This window comes from Streptomyces spongiicola, from assembly GCF_003122365.1.
Taxonomy (GTDB): Bacteria; Actinomycetota; Actinomycetes; order Streptomycetales; family Streptomycetaceae; genus Streptomyces; species Streptomyces spongiicola.
Genome location: NZ_CP029254.1, coordinates 4618479 through 4640429, shown reverse-complemented (window position 1 = coordinate 4640429; position 21951 = coordinate 4618479). Strand labels below are relative to the sequence as shown.

Sequence of the window (21951 nt, the reverse complement as noted above, 5' to 3'; positions counted from 1 at the left end):
GGATGGCCTCGGTCCGGCGCGCGGGTGCGGTCTCAGGCCGTGACCGTACCCGGCCGGCGCGTCGTCGCCGCGATCGTCGCCGAGCCGACCACGCGGGTGCCGTCGTACAGCACGATCGCCTGACCGGGGGCGACCCCGCGGACGGGCTCGGCGAACGCCACCCTCAGCTCGTCGCCCACCAGCTCGGCCGAGACCTCCGTCTCGCCGCCGTGGGCGCGCAGCTGCGCCGTGTACGTACCCGGGCCGGAGGGTGCCGTGCCGCACCAGCGGGGCCTCACCGCGGTGAGCGCCGACACCTCCAGGGCCTCGGCCGGGCCGACCGTGACGGTGTTGTCCACCGGTGAGATGTCCAGGACGTAGCGCGGCCTGCCGTCGGGCGCGGGGTGGCCGATGCGCAGTCCCTTGCGCTGGCCGATGGTGAAGCCGTACGCGCCGTCGTGGGTGCCCAGCCTCGTCCCGGACTCGTCGACGATGTCGCCCTCCGCCCTGCCGAGGCGCTTCGCGAGGAACCCCTGGGTGTCGCCGTCGGCGATGAAGCAGATGTCGTGGCTGTCGGGCTTCCTCGCCACGGCCAGTCCGCGCCGCTCGGCCTCCGCGCGGATCTCGTCCTTGGTGGTGAGGGTGTCGCCGAGCGGGAACACGGCGTGGGCGAGCTGCCGCTCGTCGAGCACTCCGAGCACATAGGACTGGTCCTTGGCCTGGTCGCTCGCGCGGTGCAGCTCGCGGCGGCCGTCCTCGCGCACGACGACGGTGGCGTAGTGGCCGGTGCACACGGCGTCGAACCCCAGGGCCAGCGCCCTGTCGAGCAGCGCCGCGAACTTGATCTTCTCGTTGCAGCGCAGGCAGGGGTTGGGGGTGCGGCCCGCCTCGTACTCCGCGACGAAGTCCTCGACCACGTCCTCGCGGAACCGCTCGGCGAGGTCCCAGACATAGAAGGGGATGCCGATGACGTCCGCGGCGCGGCGGGCGTCGCGGGAGTCCTCGACGGTGCAGCAGCCGCGCGCGCCGGTGCGGAACGACTGCGGGTTCGCCGAGAGCGCCAGATGCACCCCGGTCACGTCGTGTCCCGCTTCGGCGGCCCGGGCGGCGGCGACGGCGGAGTCCACACCGCCGGACATGGCGGCGAGGACGCGGAGGGGGCGCTGGCGTGTGTCAGTCATAGCCCTATCAGGGTACGGGGCGCCGGGAACCGAAAGCCCGCGAGTAGGCGTTCGGGAGGTGACGGGGTGCGGAGAGGGGTGGCATGGGCGGCAGGAAGGCAGAGCGCGGCGTCGGCAGGCGGGCCGCGCTGATCGGCGGCGCGGCGGCGCTCGTGGGTGCGGGTGTGGTGGCCCAGGACGAGCTGAGGCGGCTGTGGTGGCGGGTGCCCGGCATGGAGAAGCCCCGGGTCGAGGGTGAGCTGGACCACGCGGGCGCGGTGTGGACGGCGGCCTCCTCGGCGAACTGGCGGCGGGCCGACCGGCCCGACGACTACACGATCGACCGGGTGGTGATCCATGTCGTCCAGGGCAGCTACCGCACGGCGCTGAAGGTGTTCCAGGACCCCGGCCACGGCGCCGCCACGCACTACGTGGTGGGCGGGGACGGGCGGGTCGCGCAGATGATCCGCGAACTCGACGTCGCCTTCCACGCCGGGAACCGGGACATCAACCAGCGGAGCATCGGCATCGAGCACGAGGGCTTCGTCGACCGTCCCGAGGACTTCACCGACGAGATGTACGCCTCGTCGGCCCGGCTGACGGCCGGCATCTGCGCGCGGTACGGGATCCCGGTCGACCGGGAGCACATCATCGGCCATGTCGAGGTGCCCGGGACCGACCACACCGACCCCGGCCCGCACTGGGACTGGGACCGGTACATACCGATGGTGCGGCGGGCGGCGGCCGGGCCGTCGCCCGCCGCGACGCCGCTCTAGCCGTTCCGTCCCGGGGCGGCGGGCCCCACCGCTGCCACGGGGCGACGGGGCGACGGGCGCTGACTTGAGGCCCGGGACGACGGACCCCGGCTGAGGCCCCGGACAGCGCGCTCCGGCGCCGCGACGGGCGCAGGCTGTGGCCGCCGGGGAGCGGCGCGGCGACCGGTGCGGTGCGGTCCGGCCGCGGCGGCCATTGGGGTGCGGTGCGGCCTCGGCGACCGGTGCGGTGCGGTGGTCCGGTGCGGTCCAGTCCGGTGGCTCGGTGCGGTCCGGTGCGGTGGTCCGGTCCGTTGGCTCGGTGCGGTCCGGTGCGGTGGTCCGGTCCGTTGGCTCGGTGCGGTCCGGTCCGGTGGCCCGGTCAAGTTCGGTGGTCCGGTCCGGGCCGGTGGTCCGGTCCAGTCCGGTGGCTCGGTGCGGTCCGGTGGTCCGGTGCGGTCCGGTGGTCCGGTGCGTCGTAGGACACCGGGCCGGCCTCGTCGTGGGGCTACTCGGTCAATCCGGCGGAGCGGCGATCGGCCACACCGGGCGATCCGGGCTCCGGGCGTGCCGGGCGATCCGGAGTCCGGCCGTGCCGGGCGTTCCGGCCGTGCGGGCGATCCGGGCCTGCCGGGCGGCGCGACGGGGCGGACCCCGCCTTAGCCCCATTCTCCGCACATGGGGGAAGAGGTCGATTGCCGGCTGGCGGCGAGGACGATATCTCCCGATGTGGACGCCATGCCGGAGGGTGAAACCAGCCCATAGCTGGGCGAGTGGTGCATTCGATCTTCACTCGTCCGAGTTACGTGCGGAGGACGGGCCTAGCTGAGGCCCGCGGCGCTAGCTGAGGCCCGCGGCGCGAGCCCGCTCCACGGCGGGCCCGATCGCCTCGGCGACGGCCTGGACGTCCTCCTCGGTGGACGTGTGGCCGAGGCTGAAGCGGAGCGTGCCGCGGGCCAGGTCCGGGGCGGTGCCGGTGGCGAGGAGGACATGGCTGGGCTGGGCGACACCCGCCGTGCAGGCCGAGCCGGTGGAGCACTCGATGCCCTGCGCGTCCAGGAGCAGCAGCAGCGAGTCGCCCTCGCAGCCGGGGAACGCGAAGTGTGCGTTGGCGGGGAGCCGGCCCTCCGGGTCTCCGCCGAGGATCGCGTCGGGCACGGCGTCGAGGACGGCGCCGACGAGCCGGTCGCGCAGGGCGCCGATGTCGCGGGCGAAGTCCTCACGGCGCTCGGCGGCGGTCCGGGCGGCCACGGCGAAGGCCGCCACGGCCGGCACGTCCAGCGTCCCGGAACGCACATGGCGTTCCTGGCCGCCGCCGTGCAGCACGGGCACCGGGGTGTGCTCTCGGCCCAGCAGCAGCGCGCCGACGCCGTACGGGCCGCCGATCTTGTGGCTGCTGACGGTCATGGCGGCCAGCCCGGACGCGGCGAAGCCGACGTCGAGCTGCCCGAAGGCCTGGACCGCGTCGGAGTGCAGCGGGACACCGAACTCGGCCGCGACACCGGCGAGTTCGCGGACTGGCATGACCGTGCCGATCTCGTTGTTGGCCCACATCACGGAGGCCAGCGCCACGTCGGAGGGGTCCCTCGCGAGGGCCTCCCGCAACGACTCCGGGTGCACCCGGCCGAGGGCGTCGACGGGCAGGTACTCGACGTTCGCTCCCTCGTGCTCGGCGAGCCAGTGCACGGCGTCGAGGACGGCATGGTGTTCGACGGGGCTGGCGAGTACGCGGGTGCGGCGCGGGTCGGCGGCTCGCCGGGCCCAGTAGAGGCCCTTGACGGCGAGGTTGTCCGCCTCGGTGCCGCCGGAGGTGAGGACGACCTCGCTGGGGCGCGCCCCGAGCGCCTCGGCGAGGGTCTCGCGGGCCTCCTCGACGGTACGGCGGGCCCTGCGGCCCGCTGCGTGCAACGACGAGGCGTTGCCGGTGACGGCGAGCTGGGCGGTCATCGCCTCGACCGCCTCCGGAAGCATCGGAGTGGTCGCGGCGTGGTCGAGGTAGGCCATGGTGGAGACGATTCTACGAGCCGTCCGGAGCCCGGCTTCCGCCCCGGGGGCCGGGCAGGTGCCGGAACCCGGCTTCGGCGACGGGGCCGAGCAGGCCGGTGGACCGGACCGCGGACGACGACCGCGCCGTCGCCCGCGACGAGCGGGTGTCGGCCTCCGACCGGCTCCCGGCCGACGATCAGCCCGCGAGCCGGCGGACCAGCCCGCGGGCGCCGGCGGACCAGTCCGCGAGCCGGCGGATCAGCCGCGCGGGAGCGGTGCCTTCGCCAACTGGCGGGACTGTGCGACGAGACGGCCCGCACTGTCCCAGACCTCGGCGTCCTCCTCCAGGAAGCCGCCCGCGAGATTGCGGGTCGTGATGGAGACGCGCAGCAGACCCGGCGCCGGACGGCAGCGGATGTGGGCGGTGAGTTCGACGGTCGGCGTCCAGCCCTTCAGCCCCAGGTCGAACGCGGTCGGTGGGAGTGCGTCGACGGTGAGCAGCAGGGAGAGCGGGTCGGCGTCGCGGCCGTCGGCGAGTCCGAACCAGCCCCGGACCTCGCCCTTGCCGGAGGGGGCTCCGACCGCCCAGCCGACGGTCGCGGGGTCGAGCTTGATGTTCAGCCGGTCGGTGATGGCGGAGGAGCCCGGGATCGCGGGCGCCGGACCGTCGGACGGGCCGAGGCAGTCCTGGTAGGCCGGGACGGCCGGGGGCAGGGCGGCCGTCCGGACGTCGCCGGGCAGTCCGTCCAGGTCGCCGTAGGTGGCGAGGACGCGGATGCGCTCCACCTCGGTGCCGTCCTCCGCGTACTGGAAGAGGGAGGCCTGGCCGGTGGAGAGGGTGCGGCCGGTACGGATCGCCTCGGTACGGATCACCGCCGGGCCGGGCGTGGAGGGAGTGAGGTAGTACGCCGAGACCGTGAACGGGTCCGGATGCGGAAGGGCGTCCCCGAGGGCGCGCCCGAGCAACGCCAGCAGATAGCCTCCGTTGACCGCGGTGATGATCGTCCAGCCCGCGGAGAGTTCCGCGTCGTAGACGCCGGGTACGCCGGGATCGCGGAGGGTGACAGCGGTGTCGCGGTCGAACTCGCTGTTACCGATGGTTGCCTGTGCCACCTGTGCCATGGCCAAATCGTACAACACATAATTACTAAGCGGTAGCTTTGCCGAAGCCCTCGTTCCCCGGCTCGCTCGCGGCGGACCGGCGGTTCCAGGCGCGCGGCGCCCGCCAGTGGAACCGCATCGCGAGCAGGCGCACCAAGAAGGCGGTCAGTGCGGCGATTCCGCTGGTCAGTCCGTTGAGTACGTCGAAGCGGATGAACAGTACGACCATGGTGGCACCGACGATCGCGGGAACGGCGTACAGGTCGCGGTCCCAGCGCAGCAGCGACGGCACCTCGTTCGCGAGGACGTCACGCAGCACACCCCCGCCGACCGCCGTGGCGAGCCCGAGCGTCGCGGAGGCGGTCAGGCCGAGGCCGTACTCGTGCGCCTTGGTCGTGCCGGTGACCGCGAACAGCCCCAGACCGGCGGCGTCGAAGACGTTGACCGAGCCCTGGATCCGCTCGACCTCGGGATGGAGGAAGAAGACCAGCACCGCCGCCACCAGCGGCATCACGAAGTAGCCGAGGTCCGTGAACGCGGCGGGCGGGACGGCGCCGATGACCAGGTCGCGGAACAGCCCGCCGCCCAGCCCGGTGACCTCGGCCAGCACCGCGATGCCGAAGACGTCGAAGTTCTTCCGCACGGCGAGCAGGGCGCCGGAGATGGCGAAGACGAAGATGCCGGCGAGGTCGAGAGCGTGTTGGACGGAGGGGGTGAACAGTTCCTGGAGCACCGGCCAATTGTGCCGCCTGCGGACCGGGAACCCGCTCGGGCCCCGTCCGGGTTCCCGGTCCGGGACGGGACCGTACGGGCAGGACCGCACGGGCAGGACCGCACGGACGGGAGCCGGACACGGGGCCGGGTCGAGCGCGGGTGGGGACTCGGGCCACGGCCCGGAACGGGGAGACCGGCCGGGACACGGACCGGCGGCCCGCGTCCCGGCAGGCGTACCGCTATGTACCCGTGGGGGCCTCCGATGCCTTCTCCCCGGACGTCGCGTGCTTCTCCGCCCCGCCGCCGGAAGCCCCGGGGGTCTGGGAGGCCTCCGGGGTCTCGGAGGCCTCCGGAGTCTCCGGGCTCTCGTCCACGTCGACGGCCCCGGGCACCTCGGCGGCCTCAGGCGCCTCGACCGCCTCGACCGCCTCGACCGCCTCGGGCACCTCTACGACCGCGGGCACCTCCGCGCCCCCGCGGACGGCCGGGACGACCTCCCCCGAGGTGCGGGCGATCTCACCCGACGCGATCTCCGCGGCGAAGTGGCAGGCCACCCGGTGACCGCCGCCCAGGTCCCGCAGCTCCGGGCGCTCGGTGGCGCACCGGGTGTCCTGCTTCCACGGGCAGCGCGTGTGGAAGCGGCAGCCCGCGGGCGGGTTCGCGGGCGACGGCAGGTCACCGAGCAGCAGAATGCGCTCGCGGCGGTCCTCCACCTCCGGGTCCGGCACCGGCACCGCCGACATCAGGGCCCTGGTGTACGGGTGCCTGGGCTCCTCGTACAGCGCGTCGCTCGGCGCCTCCTCCACCAGGGAGCCGAGGTACATGACCCCGATGACGTCGGAGATGTGCCGGACGACGGCGAGGTCGTGGGCGATGACGAGATACGTCAGCCCCATGGACTTCTGGAGTTCCTCCAGCAGGTTGACGACCTGCGCCTGGATGGAGACGTCCAGCGCCGAGACCGGCTCGTCGCAGATGATCAGGTCCGGTTCGAGCACCAGCGCCCGCGCGATGCCGATGCGCTGGCGCTGGCCGCCGGAGAACTCGTGCGGGTAGCGGGACAGGGCGTTCCCGGGAAGGCCCACCCTCGCCAGGATCTCCTTGATCTTCTCGCGGCGCTCCTCGCGGTTCGCGCCGATGCCGTGCGCGGCCATGCCCTCGGACAGGATGGACTCGATGTTCTGCCGGGGGTTGAGGCTGCCCAGGGGGTCCTGGAAGACCATCTGGAGCCGCCTGCGGAACGACCGCATCTCCTTCTCGGGGAGCTGTGCCACGTCCGTGCCGTCGAGGACGACCCGGCCGTCCGTCACGTCGACCAGCCGCAGCACCGCCCGTCCGAGCGTGGTCTTGCCGCAGCCGGACTCGCCGACGAGCCCGTAGGTCTGGCCGGCCTCGACGGACAGCGAGATGCCGTCCACGGAGTAGACGTGCCCGACCGTGCGGTCGAAGAGGACGCCCTTCCTGACGGGGAAGTGGACCTTCACTCCGTCGAGTTCGAGCAGGCTCATGCCGGGACCTCCGTCGTGGCCGGGACCGGGTTGACGCAGCGGGCCTGGTGCCCGGCCTCGCGGGGTTCGGTCAGTTCGGGCGTACCGGTCAGGCAGCCCATCTCGTAGCGGTCGCAGCGGGGCGCGAAGGCGCAGCCGTCGGCCCAGGCGATCTGGTCGTTGATGGACCCGCGAACGGGGTTGAGCGGCTCGCCGCGCGGCGCGTCGAGCCTCGGGATGGAACCGAGCAGGCCGTGGGTGTAGGGGTGGGTCGGGTACGCGAACAGCTCCCGCCGCCCGGAGGACTCCACGACCTTGCCCGCGTACAGCACGTTGACCTGGTCGCAGAGCCCGGCGACGACCCCCAGGTCATGGGTGATCATCAGCAGGGCGGTGCCCTCCTGGTCGACCAGTTCCTTGAGCAGTTCGAGTATCTGCGCCTGGATGGTGACGTCCAGCGCGGTGGTCGGCTCGTCGGCGATGAGCAGGCGCGGCGCGCAGGCCACGGCCATGGCGATCAGCGCCCGCTGCCGCATTCCGCCGGAGAGCTGGTGCGGATACTCCCTCAGACGCCGGTCCGGATCGGGGATGCCGACCCGGTCCAGCAGGTGCACGGCCTCCTTGCGGGCTGCCTCGCCCTTCATACCGCGGTGGCGCTTGAGGATCTCGGTCACCTGGACGCCGATCGGGACGACGGGGTTCAGGGAGGACAGCGGGTCCTGGAAGATCATCGCCAGCTTGCTGCCGCGCAGGTCCCTGATCTTGCCGGGGCTCATCGCCAGCAGGTCGGTGCCTTCGAAGTCCGCCCGTCCGCCGAGGGCCACGCCCTTGCGCGGGAGCAGTCCCATCAGGGCGAGCGAGGTGACGGACTTTCCGCAGCCCGACTCGCCGACGAGTCCGACGATCTGGCCCTCGTCCACGGAGAAGGAGACTCCGTTGACGGCCATGACGGTGTTGTCCCCGGGGGCCCTGACGGACTTGCCCTCGGCTGCCCCGGCGGGTTCGGTGGGCTTGACGGACTTGTCCTCGGCTGTCCCGTCGGGCTTGACGGGTTTGACGGCCTCGGCAGGCTCGGCGGCCTTCACGGGCCCGGCAGGCCCGGCGGGCCCGGCGGCCGTGACGGGCTTGGGACCACGGCCACGGCCACGACCGCGGTCGCGGCCGCCGAAGGTGACGGTGAGTTCGTCCACATCGAGCAGTGGCATGACATCAACCTCGCAGCTTCGGGTCGAGGGCTTCGCGCATGGCCTCGCCGAGCAGGGTGAAGCCCAGGGCGGTGATGATGATGGCGACCGCCGGGTACATCGACATCATCGGCGCGTTGTCGAAGAAGCGCTGCGCCTGCGAGAGCATGACCCCCCACTCCGGGACGGCCGGGTCGGGATTGCCGAGACCGAGGTAGGACAGTGCCGCGGCCTCGATGATGGCGGTGGCGAGGCTGAGGGTGGCCTGGACGATCACCGGGCTCAGCGAGTTGGGCATGATCTGGGTGAGTACGATGCGCCGCTTGCGGATCCCGAGGGAGCGGGCGGCGAGCACATAGTCCTTGCCTCCCTGGGCGAGCATCGAACCGCGCAGCAGCCGGGCGAAGATGGGGATCTGCACCACACCGACGGCGATCATCACCGTGGTCAGCGACTGCCCCAGCACCGCGGCGACGGAGACGGCGAGCAGCAGCGACGGCAGCGCCAGCATGATGTCGGTGATCCGCATGACGACGTCGTCGAGGCGCCGGCCCGCGCGTCCGCCCAGGGTGGCCGCCGCGCCGGAGACCGCGCCCACCAGGGCCCCGAGGACCAGGCCGATGAGCATCGACACCACACCGACCAGCAGTGTCTGCCGGGCTCCGACGAGCATGCGGGAGAACATGTCGCGGCCCAGGTGGTCCAGGCCGAACCAGTTCCCGCCGCGGGCGCCGACGAACCTGCCCTGGTTGGGGAAGACCTCGCCGCGCCAGGTCTGCGCCGTCGGGGCGTACGGGGCGAGCCAGGGGCCCACGATCGCGACCACGACGAACGCGGCGATGACGACCGCGCCGATGATCGCCATCTTGCTGCCGCGCAGCCGGCGGAAGGCCTCCCGCCAGAGGCTGGCGCCGCTGGACGTCTCCTTCTTCGCGGTGAGTTCGGCGAGGCGGTCGATCTTCGATGTCTTGGTGGTAGCCAGGCTCATCAGTGCACCCGCACCCTCGGATCGATGACGCTGTACGCGAGATCCACCAGCAGGTTGATCAGGACGTACACCATCGCGATGAACATGATGAAGCCCACGAGCACGGGGTAGTCACGGGCGTCGATCGCCGTCCGGATGAAGGACCCGATGCCGCCGAAGGAGAAGACCGACTCGGTGAGCACCGCCCCCGACAGCAGGCTTCCGGTGAGCAGGCCGACCGCGGTGACCACGGGCAGCAGCGCGTTGCGCAGGATGTGGCGGCCCCGGACGGTCCTCCGCTCCAGTCCCTTGGACTCGGCGGTGCGGACGTAGTCCTCGCCGAGGACCTCCAGCACGCTGGCGCGGGTCATGCGCACGATGACGGCGAGCGGGATGGAGGACAGGGCGAGTGCGGGCAGCACCAGGTGCATGATCGCGTCCCACGAGGCGTCGAACTCACCGGTGAGGATTCCGTCGAAGACGGCGAAGCCGGTGACGCTGGTGGCGTCGAGTCCGGTGGTCAGACGGCCGAAGGTGGGGAAGAGGCCGAGGTTGACGGCGAAGACGCCCTTGAGGAGCAGGGCGAGGAAGAAGACCGGGATGCAGATCCCGACGAGTGATCCGGAGACCGCGGCCACGTCGAGCCAGCCGCCGCGCCTGCGGGCCGCCAGATAGCCGAGCGGAATCCCGACCGCCACGGCGATCAGTATGGCGGCGAGGCTCAGTTCGACCGTGGCGGGGAACCGGAGGACGAACTCGTCCCACACCGGCTGCCCCGTCTGGGTGGAGGTGCCGAGGTCGAGTTCGAAGATGCGCTTCAGGAAGCGTCCGTACTGGACGTGCAGCGGCTGGTCGAGTCCGAGCGCCCGGTTGATGCGCGCCACTTCGGCTTCGGTCGCCCGCTCGCCCAGGATCGCTGAGGCGGGTCCGCCGGGCAGCCGGTTCAGCCAGAGGAAGAGCAGAACCGACAGGCCGAGCAGGGTGGGTATCAGCTGTAGCAGTCGTCGTACGACGAGTCGCAACACCCCGCGTGCCCCTTTCTTGCGTGTGTTGTACGAATACGAGTGGTACGGGATTCGGATGCGGGTCCGCCCGGCCACGGGTGCTCCGTGACCGGGCGGACCTGGTGCGGTGTGCTACTTGAAGGAGACCTCGGCGAAGTTCTCCTGCGTCAGCGGGGAGACGTTCGGCGGGTTGACGTTCTTGCCGAAGGCGATGGCCGGCGGCGAGGAGGACAGCGGCACGCCCGGCAGGTACTCCATGATGGCCTCGTTGGCCTTCTTGTACAGCTCCGTGCGCTTGGCCGGGTCGGCCTCGACGGAACCGGCCTTCACCGCGGCGAAGACCTTCGGGTCCTTGAAGCCCCACTGCTTGTCGTACCCGGCGAACCAGGTGCCGATGAAGTTGTAGCCGTCGTTGAAGTCACCGGTCCAGCCCAGCATGTGCAGGGAGCAGGAGCCGGCCTCGGTGGCGTCCAGGTAGTCCGGGGCCCACTTCATCGGCTTCGGGGTGAGCTTGATGCCGGCCCTCTCCAGATCGGCCTTCATCAGCTCGAAGAGGTCCTGCGGGGCGGGCATGTACGGGCGGGTGACCTCGGTCGGGTAGCAGAAGTCGAGGGAGAGGTCCTCTTCCTTGGCGCCGGCCAGCAGCGACTTGGCCTTGGCCGTGTCGAAGGGGTACTGCTTCACCTTGTCCGAGTGGCCGGCGACCGTGTCGGGCATGAACTGCGTCGCGACCTTGCCGCCCTCGGGCAGCTGGGTCTTGACCAGGTTCTCGCGGTCGATGGCGTGCGCGATGGCCTGGCGCACGGCCGGCTTCTTCAGCGCCGGGTTCTTCTCCTGGGACATACCGAGGTAGAAGAGGTTGAAGACGTCACGGGTCGGCACGTTGAAGCCGGCCCCCTCCAGCGTCTTGATGTCGGCGGGCGCGACCAGGTCGTAGCCGTCGATGTCACCGGCCTGGAGCGCCTGGCGGCGGCCCTCCTCGGTGTCGATGGTGCGGAAGACCAGGTTCTTCACCTTGGCCTTGTCACCCCAGTAGTCGTCGAAGCGCTCCAGGGAGACTTCCTTGTTGCCCTTGTTCCATTTCATGATCCGGTACGGGCCGGTGCCGGCGACCGTACCGGCCACCTGGCTGTACTCGGGGTAGGTGATGGCGTCGCCCTTGGCGGTCGCGTCCTGCTTCGCGTACTCCTCCAGCGACTTCGGCGAGTGGATCGCGAGCGCCTGCAGCGAGAAGCCGCCGGGCAGGTTGGCGGAGGGCTCGTTGACCTCGATGACCGCGGTGTTCTCGTCCTTGGCGGTGCAGGACTTGTAGTTCGCCTTCGGCGTCTCCTTGTCCTCGTTCGCCTTGAAGCCGCCCATGATGGTCTGCCAGTAGTAGGAGACCGCGCTCGACTGGTAGGTGCCCTTCCAGTTGAACCAGTGCTCGTAGTTGGCGCACACCGCGGCCGCGTTGAACGCCTCACCGTCGTGGAACTTCACGCCCTGGCGCAGGTTGAACGTCCAGACCGTACCCTCGGGATTGCTGGACCACTTCTCCGCGAGGCCTCCGACCAGTTCGCTGCCACCGGACTCGTGCTCCAGCAGCGCCTCGAAGGCCTGGCGGGTGACGCGGAAGGTCTCGCCGTCGCTGGCGAGCGCCGGGTCCAGGGAGCCCGGGTCACCCGGTGCGCCGAAGACGAAGGTGTCCTTGTCGCCACCCTTGTCACCGTCCTTGTCGCGCTCACTCGCACAGCCGGTCGCGACGAGGCCGACCGCTACGGCCGCTGTGATCACTTTGACGGCTCTGGACTTGAATGCTGGCATGGTCCACCCCTGGAATCCGCCTGTGGAGGAGGTCTTGACCGGCCGAACACTACAGACGAGTCCCGAACGGGAGAACAGTCCGCATAGCGGTGATGCACAGTCGAGACCCGGACAGTCGCCGAAACGGCGCGATCCGGGACATCGGACCTCCTCCCGTCGGCTTTCCCGGCTACACCGTGTCGTTGGCCGGGTGGGCGGTGCCGGTGACGGTGCGGGTACGGGTACGGGGTGGGACCCCGGGCGCCGCCTGGAGCCTCAGCCCGGCGGCTCAGGGGAACCACGGGAACCACGAGAACCACGGGAACCACGGGAACCACGGGGACACCCGGGGGAACAGGTGAACTGGGGCGAACTCAGATGCGGTTGAGGGAAACCGAGGGGTGATCGAGAGGCGCTGGGGGCGCCGAGAGGCACTGGGGGCGTGCGGGGACCGGGAGGCGCTCAGAGCCACCGGGAGGACCTGGGAGGACCTGAAAAACCTGAGGGGAACTGAGGTGACCTCAGGGGCCAACTCAAGGGAGGATCCGGGGGGAACGCTGTGGAACGCGGCGGAACTCAGCCGAACTCAGCGGGACTCAGCGGGACTCAGCGGGACTGGGCGGGCGGGTATCCGTAGCCGGGCTGCCGGGGAGGGCCCGCGTGGGCCTCCCGGTCGTAGAACGGCCGGGTGTTGGCCCTCAGCCACATGGCCACCGGGTCGTAGTCGTCGGACATCGCGACGGTGGACACCGGAAGACCGTCCGGCACGGCGGCGATCGACTGCTGCATCATGGCGCGCACGGACTCGACGGACTGCTGGCCCGTGTCGTAGAGGTCGAGGCCGATGGCGAGGTACGGAGCGCCGAGCGACGGCTGCACCCAGGCCCTGCGCAGCGACCGGACGACCGGGGTGCGGTGCGCGTTCTGTGTGAGCAGCGCGTAGAACTGGGGGATCTCGATGGCCGGTTCCGCCAGCCGCAGGGGCCCGGCGGGCATCCGGTCGAGGCCGGTGGCGATCCGTCGCAGATCGGGCCAGGGGATGCCGACGCCCCCGCCCTGCGCGTGCGGGTTGAGCCAGATGCCCCAGCGGTCGGGGAAGAGGGCACGGGCGACGTCGGCGCCGGCTACCACCTCGTGGGCCCTGGTCCAGCCGGACGCCGAGAGTTCCTCGGCCGAGGTGACACAGGGGGCGTACCCGAGGCCGTCCACCTCCATGTTGCCGTACTGGGCGTCGGGCGAACCCGCCCGGCCGTGCCAGAGGAGCATCCACACCCGGCCGCCGGTGAGGGCCTGGAGCAGCGCCTCGTAGGCGTCGTAGCGCCCGGGCGTCACCTGGCGCAGCATGTGCTCGACCTGCCCGGCCGCCGCGGTGCCTGACGCACTCACTCTGGGTCCCGCCCCTCTTCGATCCGCCGTTCCCTCGCGCCGCCCTGGGCACGCGAGTGCGGCGGCCACGTCATCAAACCAGCTTAAGCGGCCGTAACGACACCAACGCGACCTCTACGCGTACTGCCGGGTGTAGAACGGCCGGACCCTGGTCAGCATCCAGTCGCCGACGGGGTCCTGGGCGATGTCGAGCAGCACCAGGTTGACCGGCCACTTCACGGCGACCCGGCCGAGGGCCCGGCCGAGGGCGTCCATGGGGGCGGCGCGGTCGGAATCGTCGAAGGCGGAGAGCTGGACGCCGACGAACAGGACCGGCGGGTCGCCCTCGATGCTGGCCAGGATCCTGCGGGCGGTCTGGACGACCCGGGTCGACTCGAACTCGCCCGCCGCGGCGGCGAGGAAGTCGACCGGCTCCTCCTGCCAGTCGGGCTCGAAGAGCCGGACCCGGCCGCCGCTCGCCGCGCCCTGCCGAGGGCCCCCGGGAGCGGAGGAGCCGCCCAGCGGCGAGGAATCCGTCCGGCACAGCTCGGCCACCGCGGGCGGGGGCAGCGGTACACCGACCGTGCCACCGGGGTTCACCGCGATGCCGAGCTGCGGGGGCAGCCCCCGGGCGAACTCGACGGCGGGCGCGACCGTGCCGGACATCTGGTCGCCCGCGCAGAGGCGGAACTGCTCCCGGGAGCTGAAGACGGGGACGTAGGGGATGCCGTCGATCTCGACTGTCGGCAGGTCGAGGCCGGCACTGTCGGGACCACCTCCGTTGGGCAGCGGTACCCACACCGGGCTCCGCGCCAGCACCTCCACGAGCCGCGCCCCGGCCGAGGTGTTCCCGACCGATGCGGCCAGCACCTCTTCGAGCTCATTGGCGGGCCATGTCGTGTCCACTGCGATCCCTGCTCCCCCCGCCGACCCGGACGGGCCGGCCGCGACGTCCTGCGAAGCAGGGTAGCGGCCGCCGCGATGGTGGCGCGGGCGCGGACCGGTGCGCGGGAACGGGCGCAGGCTCGGACTCGGGCGCGGGAACGGGTGCGGACTCGGGCGCGGGCGCGGGAACGGGCGCAGGCTCGGACTCGGGCGCGGGCGCAGGCTCGGACTCGGGCGCGGGTGCGGGAACGGCCCGCGCGGACCTCCGCCCCTCGCCTCGGCGGAAGCCTGTGGAAGCGGCGGGGCGCCCCGGCGCGGAGCCTCGGTGCGCACGGCGCTCCGCCATGCCCGGGCGGCGCGGAGCAGGGCGGCGCGGAACCGCCCGGACGACGCGGAACCGCCCGGACGGCGCGGCACGGCGCTGAGCCACGCCCGGGCGGAGCCCCGACTGAGGGGAGCCTCGCCCGCCCGGAGCCCGCTCTCCCCGACACTCCCTCCCCGACAGGCCCTTCCCGGACACTCCCTCCCCGACACGCCCTCGGCCCGGCCCGGCCCAGCCCCGACAGGCCCTCGGCCCGCCCTCGGCTCAGGCCTGCTCGGCGAAGCCGATCCGGCTCAGCGCGGAGGCCGCGGTCCGGTCGAGAAGGGTCGCGGAGGCGCAGCCCGCGGGGAGGCGGCCGCCCTCGACGGCCCGCAGGATGCGGGAGACCGCTCGGCGGTGGCGCGCGAAGGCGTAGCCGGACACACCGCGGCCGCGCTCCCGCTGCCCCGCGCGGGCGGTCTCGGGGGCGACGTCCAGCAGCAGCAGATGGAGGCCCCCGCCCCGCCTGCGGGCCTCGCGGGCCAGCCAGCGCCGGACCCATGACTGCGTACCGCAGTCGTGCACGATCACGCTCTCCCCGGAGCGCAGCGCCCGCCGCAGCCCCGCGTAGTGGGCGAGGCGGACGAGCGGGCGGTAGACGGCGTACGGCACGGCGCGGGGCATCCGCCGGTCCCAGCGGTCCCGGGTGTCCTGGGAGTCGATCCCGCCGCCCTCGGCCGCCCGCCGGATGAGCGTGGACTTGCCGCTGCCCGGGAGCCCGGAGATCACCACCAGGTCGCCGCGGCGGAAGACCAGGGCGCGCGGGCCGTGCCCCTGCCGTTCCCGCAGGTCGCGTACGGGGGGCGGGGCCGCGGTGAGGCCGGCCGGCAGGCCGCGCCCGGCGGCCCCGGCGGCTCGCGCGGGGAATCGGGGCCGGGCGGGCACCCCTGCGGTCGCCGGATACGCACCGGACTGCTGCAACGTCATCAGCTCACTCTCCCCCTGTAGGGTCTCGAGACCCTGCCCAAGAAGCTTAAAGAAAAGGTAATGGCCACCGGGTGATTTGCCGACGCGAGCGCCCGTGCAATGATGGCCGCGCAAACTGCATACCGGCCGCTTGAATCCGCGCGGGAGAGTCCCGGCCACTGTGTGGGCCCGGGCGCCGAAGGAGCAAGTCCCTCCCTTGAATCTCTCAGGCCCCGTACCGCGCGCGACGAGGCAGATCTGAAAAGCGGACCGCAGCTCCTGCGGTTCCACCCAAGGTGCAAGTCACGCCCTCCGCGTACGTCCGCTTACGTGTGGTCGTGACGAACCTCTCAGGTTTTGATGACAGATGGGGAGGATCGTCCTGGCCAGTCATGCCCTGGGAGCCCCATCCATGAGCAACGCCCCCCGTCTCACCTCACTCGACGCCCTGCATCGCTCGCTGGGCGCGACCATGACCGATTTCGCGGGCTGGGACATGCCGCTGCGGTACACGAGCGAGCGCGACGAGCACCACGCCGTCCGGACGAAGGCCGGTCTCTTCGACCTCTCCCACATGGGTGAGATCACCGTCACCGGGCCGCAGGCCGCCGCCCTGCTGGACTACGCGCTGGTCGGCAACATCGGCGGCGTCGCCACCGGCCGCGCCCGCTACACGATGATCTGCCGGGAGGACGGCGGCATCCTCGACGACCTGATCGTCTACCGCCTCGGCGACACGGAGTACATGGTCGTCGCCAACGCCTCCAACGCGCAGACCGTTCTCGACGCCCTCACGGAGCGTGCCGAGGGCTTCGACGCCGCCGTACGCGACGACCGTGACGCATATGCGCTCATCGCCGTACAGGGCCCCGAGTCACCGGGCATCCTCGGCTCGCTCACCGACGCCGACCTGGACGGACTGAAGTACTACGCCGGCCTCCCCGGCACCGTCGCCGGCGTCCCGGCGCTGATCGCCCGCACCGGCTACACCGGCGAGGACGGCTTCGAGCTGTTCGTCGAGCCGCGGCACGCGGAGGCGCTGTGGCGGGCGCTGACCGAGGCCGGCGCCCCGGCCGGCCTGGTGCCCTGCGGCCTGTCCTGCCGGGACACGCTGCGCCTGGAGGCGGGCATGCCGCTGTACGGGCACGAGCTGACCACGTCGCTCACCCCCTTCGACGCCGGTCTCGGCCGGGTCGTGAAGTTCGAGAAGGAGGGCGACTTCGTCGGCCGCAAGGCGCTGGAGGCCGCCGCCGAGCGCGCCGCCGCGAACCCGCCGCGCAGGCTGGTCGGCCTGGTCGCCCGGGGCCGCCGGGTCCCCCGGGCCGGGATGACCGTGGTCGCCGGTGGCGAGGCCGTCGGCGAGGTCACCTCCGGAGCCCCTTCGCCGACCCTCGGGAAGCCGCTCGCCATGGCCTACGTGGACGCCGCGCACGCCGGGCCCGGCACGGAGGGCGTCGGCGTGGACGTCCGCGGTACCCATGAGCCGTACGAGGTCGTGGCGCTCCCCTTCTACAAGCGCCGGAAGTAGTCCCTCGGGTTCCGCCGGCGCCGGGAGCACTCACTCCGGCATCCCCCCATCAGCAGCACGTCCCCGCGTACAGGAGAATTCAGGTCATGAGCAACCCCCAGCAGCTGCGGTACAGCAAGGAGCACGAGTGGCTGTCGGCCGCCGAGGACGGCGTCTCGACGGTCGGCATCACGGAGCACGCGGCGAACGCCCTGGGCGACGTCGTCTACGTCCAGCTCCCGGAGGTCGGTGACACGGTGACCGCGGGCGAGACCTGCGGCGAACTGGAATCGACCAAGTCGGTCAGCGATCTGTACTCCCCGGTGACGGGCGAGATCGTCGAGGCCAACCAGGACGTCGTGGACGACCCGTCGCTGGTGAACTCCGCCCCCTTCGAGGGCGGCTGGCTGTTCAAGGTGCGGGTCGCGCAGGAGCCGGAGGACCTGCTCTCCGCCGCCGAGTACACCGATTTCGCCAGCTGAGCAGGACCCGACCCTAGGGAACGCATGATGTCGCTTCTCAACACCCCTCTCCACGAGCTCGACCCGGATGTCGCCGCCGCCGTCGACGCCGAGCTCCGCCGCCAGCAGTCCACCCTGGAAATGATCGCCTCGGAGAACTTCGCCCCGGTCGCGGTCATGGAGGCGCAGGGCTCCGTCCTGACCAACAAGTACGCCGAGGGCTACCCCGGCCGCCGCTACTACGGCGGCTGCGAGCACGTCGACGTCGTCGAGCAGATCGCGATCGACCGCATCAAGGAGCTGTTCGGCGCCGAGCACGCGAACGTCCAGCCGCACTCGGGTGCCCAGGCCAACGCGGCGGCGATGTTCGCCCTGCTGAAGCCGGGCGACACCATCATGGGCCTGAACCTCGCGCACGGCGGGCACCTGACCCACGGAATGAAGATCAACTTCTCCGGCAAGCTCTACAACGTGGTCGCCTACCACGTCGACGACGCCACCGGCCAGGTCGACATGGCCGAGGTGGAGCGGCTCGCCAAGGAGTCCAGGCCGAAGCTGATCGTCGCCGGCTGGTCGGCGTACCCGCGCCAGCTGGACTTCGCCGCGTTCCGCCGGATCGCGGACGAGGTCGGCGCGTACCTGATGGTCGACATGGCCCACTTCGCGGGTCTGGTGGCCGCCGGGCTGCACCCGAACCCGGTGCCGCACGCCCATGTCGTGACCACGACCACCCATAAGACGCTGGGCGGCCCGCGCGGCGGTGTGATCCTCTGCACGGCCGAGCTGGCCAAGAAGATCAACTCCGCGGTCTTCCCCGGCCAGCAGGGCGGCCCGCTGGAGCATGTGATCGCCGCCAAGGCGGTGTCCTTCAAGGTCGCGGCCTCGGAGGAGTTCAAGGAGCGCCAGCAGCGCACCGTGGAGGGCGCGAAGATCATCGCCGAGCGCCTCGTCCAGGACGACGTCGGCGGCGCCGGGGTCTCCGTCCTGTCCGGCGGCACGGACGTCCACCTCGTGCTCGTGGACCTGCGGCACTCCGAGCTCGACGGCCAGCAGGCCGAGGACCGCCTCCACGAGGTCGGCATCACCGTCAACCGCAACGCCGTCCCGAACGACCCGCGCCCCCCGATGGTCACCTCAGGCCTGCGGATCGGCACCCCGGCACTCGCCACCCGCGGCTTCCGGGCCGAGGACTTCCGCGAGGTCGCCGACGTCATCGCCGAGGTGCTCAAGCCCTCGTACGATGCACAGGCCCTGAAGGGACGCGTCTCGGCACTCGCCGCGAAGCACCCCCTCTACCCTGGTCTGTAAGCAGACCAGAGCACGACCGACGGGGCACCGCGCACACCGCGCACACCGCGGACGGTGAGTGCGGTGCCCCGCACCGTGCACCGGCGCGCACCCACGCGCCCCCCTGCCCCGGCCACGCCGCCGGGGGTCCGGACCGCGGCACAGCCGCACCGGGACACCGCGTCCCCCGGGAAAGCACAGCCATCCACAAGGAGTACCACCCGTGGCCATCTCGGTCTTCGACCTGTTCTCGATCGGCATCGGGCCGTCCAGCTCCCACACCGTCGGCCCGATGAGGGCGGCCGCCATCTTCGCCCGCCGGCTCAAGAACGAGGGCGTACTGGCCCACACCGCGGCGATACGCGCGGAGCTGTACGGCTCCCTCGGCGCGACCGGGCACGGCCACGGCACCCCCAAGGCCGTCCTGCTGGGCCTGGAGGGCAGCTCGCCCCGGACGGTCGACGTCGAGACCGCCGACGACGAGGTCGAGCGGATCAAGGACAGCGGACGGATCCGGCTCCTCGGAGCACACGAGATCGCCTTCGACTTCGACCGCGACCTCGTGCTCCACCGCCGCAAGGCACTCCCGTACCACGCGAACGGCATGACCCTGTGGGCATACGACGCCGAAGGCGGGACGCTGCTGGAGAAGACGTACTACTCGGTGGGCGGCGGCTTCGTCATCGACGAGGACGCGGTGGCCGGCCAGAACCCGATCGTGCCGGACGACACCGCACTGAGGTACCCCTTCCGCACCGGCGACGAACTGCTGCGGCTGTCCCGCGAGACGGGACTGTCCATCTCCTCGCTGATGCTGGAGAACGAGAAGGCCTGGCGGACCGAGGACGAGATCCGCGAGGGGCTGCTGGACATCTGGCGGGTGATGCAGGCCTGCGTCTCGCGCGGCATGTCCCGCGAGGGCATCCTCCCCGGCGGACTCAAGGTCCGCCGCCGCGCCGCCAACACCGCGCGCAAGCTGCGCTCCGAGGGCGACCCGAAGGCACTGGCGATGGAGTGGATCACGCTCTACGCGATGGCCGTGAACGAGGAGAACGCGGCGGGCGGCCGTGTCGTGACCGCCCCCACGAACGGCGCGGCGGGCATCATCCCGGCGGTCCTCCACTACTACACGAACTTCGTGCCGGGAGCCGACGAGGACGGAGTGATCCGCTTCCTGCTCGCGGCCGGCGCGATCGGCATGCTCTTCAAGGAGAACGCCTCCATCTCCGGCGCCGAGGTCGGCTGCCAGGGCGAGGTCGGCTCGGCCTGCTCGATGGCCGCGGGCGCGCTCGCCGAGGTGATGGGCGGCTCCCCGGAACAGGTCGAGAACGCCGCCGAGATCGGCATGGAGCACAACCTCGGCCTCACCTGCGACCCGGTCGGCGGGCTCGTCCAGATCCCGTGCATCGAGCGCAACGGCATGGCCGCGGTGAAGGCCGTCACCGCCGCACGGATGGCGCTGCGCGGCGACGGCAGCCACAAGGTCTCCCTCGACAAGGTCATCAAGACCATGAAGGACACCGGCGCGGACATGTCCGTGAAGTACAAGGAGACCGCGCGCGGCGGACTGGCGGTCAACATCATCGAGTGCTGACACGGGCCCTCCGGGCACGGGAGCCGGGGAGCCCGGGAGCGGGGCGGGCACGGAGCCGGCAGGGGTGAGACGATCCCCGCGGGTGCGGGGAGCAGGATCTGAGCAACCCTCCAGCCGAAGACGCCTTGGGACCATCCCCGCGGGTGCGGGGAGCAGCGCATCGAGCTGGACAACCTCGGCCGCATCTCGGGACCATCCCCGCGGGTGCGGGGAGCAGCGGCCGGGAGATCGAGCCGTTCCTGGGCTACATGGGACCATCCCCGCGGGTGCGGGGAGCAGGCGAAGTCGCAACGCATCGTGTTGTGGCCGAAGGGACCATCCCCGCGGGTGCGGGGAGCAGCCGACGAACCCGTTGCGCAGCACCATCGTGTCGGGACCATCCCCGCGGGTGCGGGGAGCAGCCGACGAACCCGTTGCGCAGCACCATCGTGTCGGGACCATCCCCGCGGGTGCGGGGAGCAGGGGAGCACCGTGGTGCCCGCGGCATAGATCAGGGGACCATCCCCGCGGGTGCGGGGAGCAGGACCGTACAGCCCTGTAGTGGAATATGCGACTGGGACCATCCCCGCGGGTGCGGGGAGCAGTCCGTCTCCTGGCCGCCGTTCTGCCCGATCCCGGGACCATCCCCGCGGGTGCGGGGAGCAGGCGGTCCAGTGGCCTCCGCGGGTGCGGATCTCGGGACCATCCCCGCGGGTGCGGGGAGCAGAGGTTCACCGTCTCGACGGAGTCGCCCCACGCGGGACCATCCCCGCGGGTGCGGGGAGCAGTGCGTCGCTTCCCTGCCGCGTGAAGTGATGACGGGACCATCCCCGCGGGTGCGGGGAGCAGCGACAGCAGGGGGATTCCGAATTCCCCGACCCGGGACCATCCCCGCGGGTGCGGGGAGCAGTCGAACAGGGCGACGGCGGTGCCGAAATCGTCGGGACCATCCCCGCGGGTGCGGGGAGCAGTGCTGGGACGCCCCGGATCCGCTGTTGCAGGTGGGACCATCCCCGCGGGTGCGGGGAGCAGCTGAACGACGCGTGGGAGCGGATCACGTGCACGGGACCATCCCCGCGGGTGCGGGGAGCAGAACCCCGTGACGCTGGAGTACGTGACGCTGGAGGGACCATCCCCGCGGGTGCGGGGAGCAGCGGTCGACCGGGCGGCAGTCGGCACCGGTCCGGGGACCATCCCCGCGGGTGCGGGGAGCAGACCGGAGTTGGTCACCCTGTGGTCCCGAGCGCGGGACCATCCCCGCGGGTGCGGGGAGCAGGCGAAGTGGTTCAGGTAGACGCGGTCCATCCCGGGACCATCCCCGCGGGTGCGGGGAGCAGACCTCGCACGGGTCCCCGGACGCGTACATGGAGGGACCATCCCCGCGGGTGCGGGGAGCAGCCACTAAGGGGCTGTACGGTCGATAAGCGGCCGGGACCATCCCCGCGGGTGCGGGGAGCAGCGTCGACGGACCGGTGGCAGATGGTGCAGGA

General features: G+C 71.9%; 17 protein-coding genes, 1 CRISPR repeat array and 1 riboswitch (1 of these 19 cut by a window edge). Of the genes, 5 read left to right on the top strand and 12 right to left on the bottom strand.

Translation table 11 applies throughout. The annotated features are described in order from the left end of the window. Window positions 1-32: 32 nt before the first annotated feature. Window positions 33-1160 (bottom strand): tRNA 2-thiouridine(34) synthase MnmA, encoded by a 1128-nt coding sequence (gene mnmA / locus DDQ41_RS20435; RefSeq protein ID WP_109295783.1) that lies wholly within the window; start codon window positions 1158-1160, stop codon window positions 33-35. Window positions 1161-1243: 83 nt separating this feature from the next. Between mnmA and DDQ41_RS20430 the strand changes: the two genes are divergently transcribed. Beyond that, window positions 1244-1915, top strand: coding sequence for an N-acetylmuramoyl-L-alanine amidase (locus tag DDQ41_RS20430; protein WP_109295782.1), 672 nt, complete (start codon window positions 1244-1246; stop codon window positions 1913-1915). A gap of 816 nt (window positions 1916-2731) precedes the next feature. Here DDQ41_RS20430 and DDQ41_RS20425 read toward each other — a convergent pair. The 11 genes from DDQ41_RS20425 to DDQ41_RS20365 all read right to left on the bottom strand — a co-directional run bounded on the left by DDQ41_RS20425 (window position 2732) and on the right by DDQ41_RS20365 (window position 15654). Beyond that, on the bottom strand, window positions 2732-3895 hold the full coding sequence (locus tag DDQ41_RS20425; RefSeq protein WP_109295781.1) for a cysteine desulfurase family protein: 1164 nt from the start codon (window positions 3893-3895) through the stop codon (window positions 2732-2734). Window positions 3896-4135: 240 nt separating this feature from the next. Beyond that, the gene (locus DDQ41_RS20420; protein ID WP_174720302.1) at window positions 4136-4999 is read right to left on the bottom strand and encodes a thioesterase family protein; all 864 of its coding nucleotides are present in this window, start codon (window positions 4997-4999) and stop codon (window positions 4136-4138) included. Window positions 5000-5024: 25 nt separating this feature from the next. Next, window positions 5025-5711, bottom strand: coding sequence for a trimeric intracellular cation channel family protein (locus tag DDQ41_RS20415; protein ID WP_109295779.1), 687 nt, complete (start codon window positions 5709-5711; stop codon window positions 5025-5027). 220 nt (window positions 5712-5931) lie between these two features. Continuing rightward, window positions 5932-7200 (bottom strand): ABC transporter ATP-binding protein, encoded by a 1269-nt coding sequence (locus DDQ41_RS20410; RefSeq protein WP_262508517.1) that lies wholly within the window; start codon window positions 7198-7200, stop codon window positions 5932-5934. Beyond that, complete coding sequence (locus DDQ41_RS20405) at window positions 7197-8126, bottom strand: ABC transporter ATP-binding protein (protein WP_394342190.1); 930 nt, start codon at window positions 8124-8126, stop codon at window positions 7197-7199. The genes DDQ41_RS20410 and DDQ41_RS20405 overlap by 4 nt, the downstream gene beginning before the upstream one ends. A gap of 262 nt (window positions 8127-8388) precedes the next feature. Beyond that, window positions 8389-9351 carry an ABC transporter permease gene (locus DDQ41_RS20400; protein ID WP_109295777.1) on the bottom strand — a complete coding sequence of 321 codons (963 nt, stop codon included), beginning with the start codon at window positions 9349-9351 and terminating at the stop codon, window positions 8389-8391. After that, window positions 9351-10355, bottom strand: a complete 1005-nt coding sequence (locus tag DDQ41_RS20395) for an ABC transporter permease (RefSeq protein WP_109297843.1) — start codon at window positions 10353-10355, stop codon at window positions 9351-9353. Before DDQ41_RS20395 ends, DDQ41_RS20400 begins: the two co-directional genes overlap by 1 nt. Before the next feature lie 111 nt (window positions 10356-10466). Then, window positions 10467-12137, bottom strand: coding sequence for an ABC transporter substrate-binding protein (locus DDQ41_RS20390; RefSeq protein ID WP_109295776.1), 1671 nt, complete (start codon window positions 12135-12137; stop codon window positions 10467-10469). 585 nt (window positions 12138-12722) lie between these two features. Beyond that, window positions 12723-13502 carry an enhanced serine sensitivity protein SseB C-terminal domain-containing protein gene (locus DDQ41_RS20380; protein WP_109295775.1) on the bottom strand — a complete coding sequence of 260 codons (780 nt, stop codon included), beginning with the start codon at window positions 13500-13502 and terminating at the stop codon, window positions 12723-12725. A 114-nt stretch (window positions 13503-13616) separates the two neighbouring features. After that, entirely contained in the window at window positions 13617-14387 is a 771-nt protein-coding gene (locus DDQ41_RS20375; RefSeq protein ID WP_109295774.1) for an enhanced serine sensitivity protein SseB, read from the bottom strand. 565 nt (window positions 14388-14952) lie between these two features. Continuing rightward, complete coding sequence (locus DDQ41_RS20365) at window positions 14953-15654, bottom strand: AAA family ATPase (protein WP_109295772.1); 702 nt, start codon at window positions 15652-15654, stop codon at window positions 14953-14955. A gap of 131 nt (window positions 15655-15785) precedes the next feature. Beyond that, window positions 15786-15884: riboswitch (glycine riboswitch) on the top strand. A gap of 161 nt (window positions 15885-16045) precedes the next feature. On the opposite strand from DDQ41_RS20365, the gene gcvT reads away from it, so the two are divergent. From gcvT to DDQ41_RS20345, 4 genes are all read left to right on the top strand, one after another. After that, window positions 16046-17161: a glycine cleavage system aminomethyltransferase GcvT gene (gene gcvT, locus DDQ41_RS20360; protein ID WP_109295771.1), complete on the top strand. Its 1116-nt coding sequence runs from the start codon at window positions 16046-16048 to the stop codon at window positions 17159-17161. Between the two features lie 86 nt (window positions 17162-17247). Beyond that, on the top strand, window positions 17248-17622 hold the full coding sequence (gene gcvH / locus DDQ41_RS20355; protein WP_109295770.1) for a glycine cleavage system protein GcvH: 375 nt from the start codon (window positions 17248-17250) through the stop codon (window positions 17620-17622). A gap of 27 nt (window positions 17623-17649) precedes the next feature. Further along, window positions 17650-18909 carry a serine hydroxymethyltransferase gene (gene glyA, locus DDQ41_RS20350; RefSeq protein WP_109295769.1) on the top strand — a complete coding sequence of 420 codons (1260 nt, stop codon included), beginning with the start codon at window positions 17650-17652 and terminating at the stop codon, window positions 18907-18909. Window positions 18910-19111: 202 nt separating this feature from the next. After that, complete coding sequence (locus DDQ41_RS20345) at window positions 19112-20482, top strand: L-serine ammonia-lyase (RefSeq protein WP_109295768.1); 1371 nt, start codon at window positions 19112-19114, stop codon at window positions 20480-20482. A gap of 66 nt (window positions 20483-20548) precedes the next feature. Then, window positions 20549-21951: direct repeats of the CRISPR family, unit length 29 nt; unit sequence GGGACCATCCCCGCGGGTGCGGGGAGCAG; it runs 1860 nt beyond the window's last position.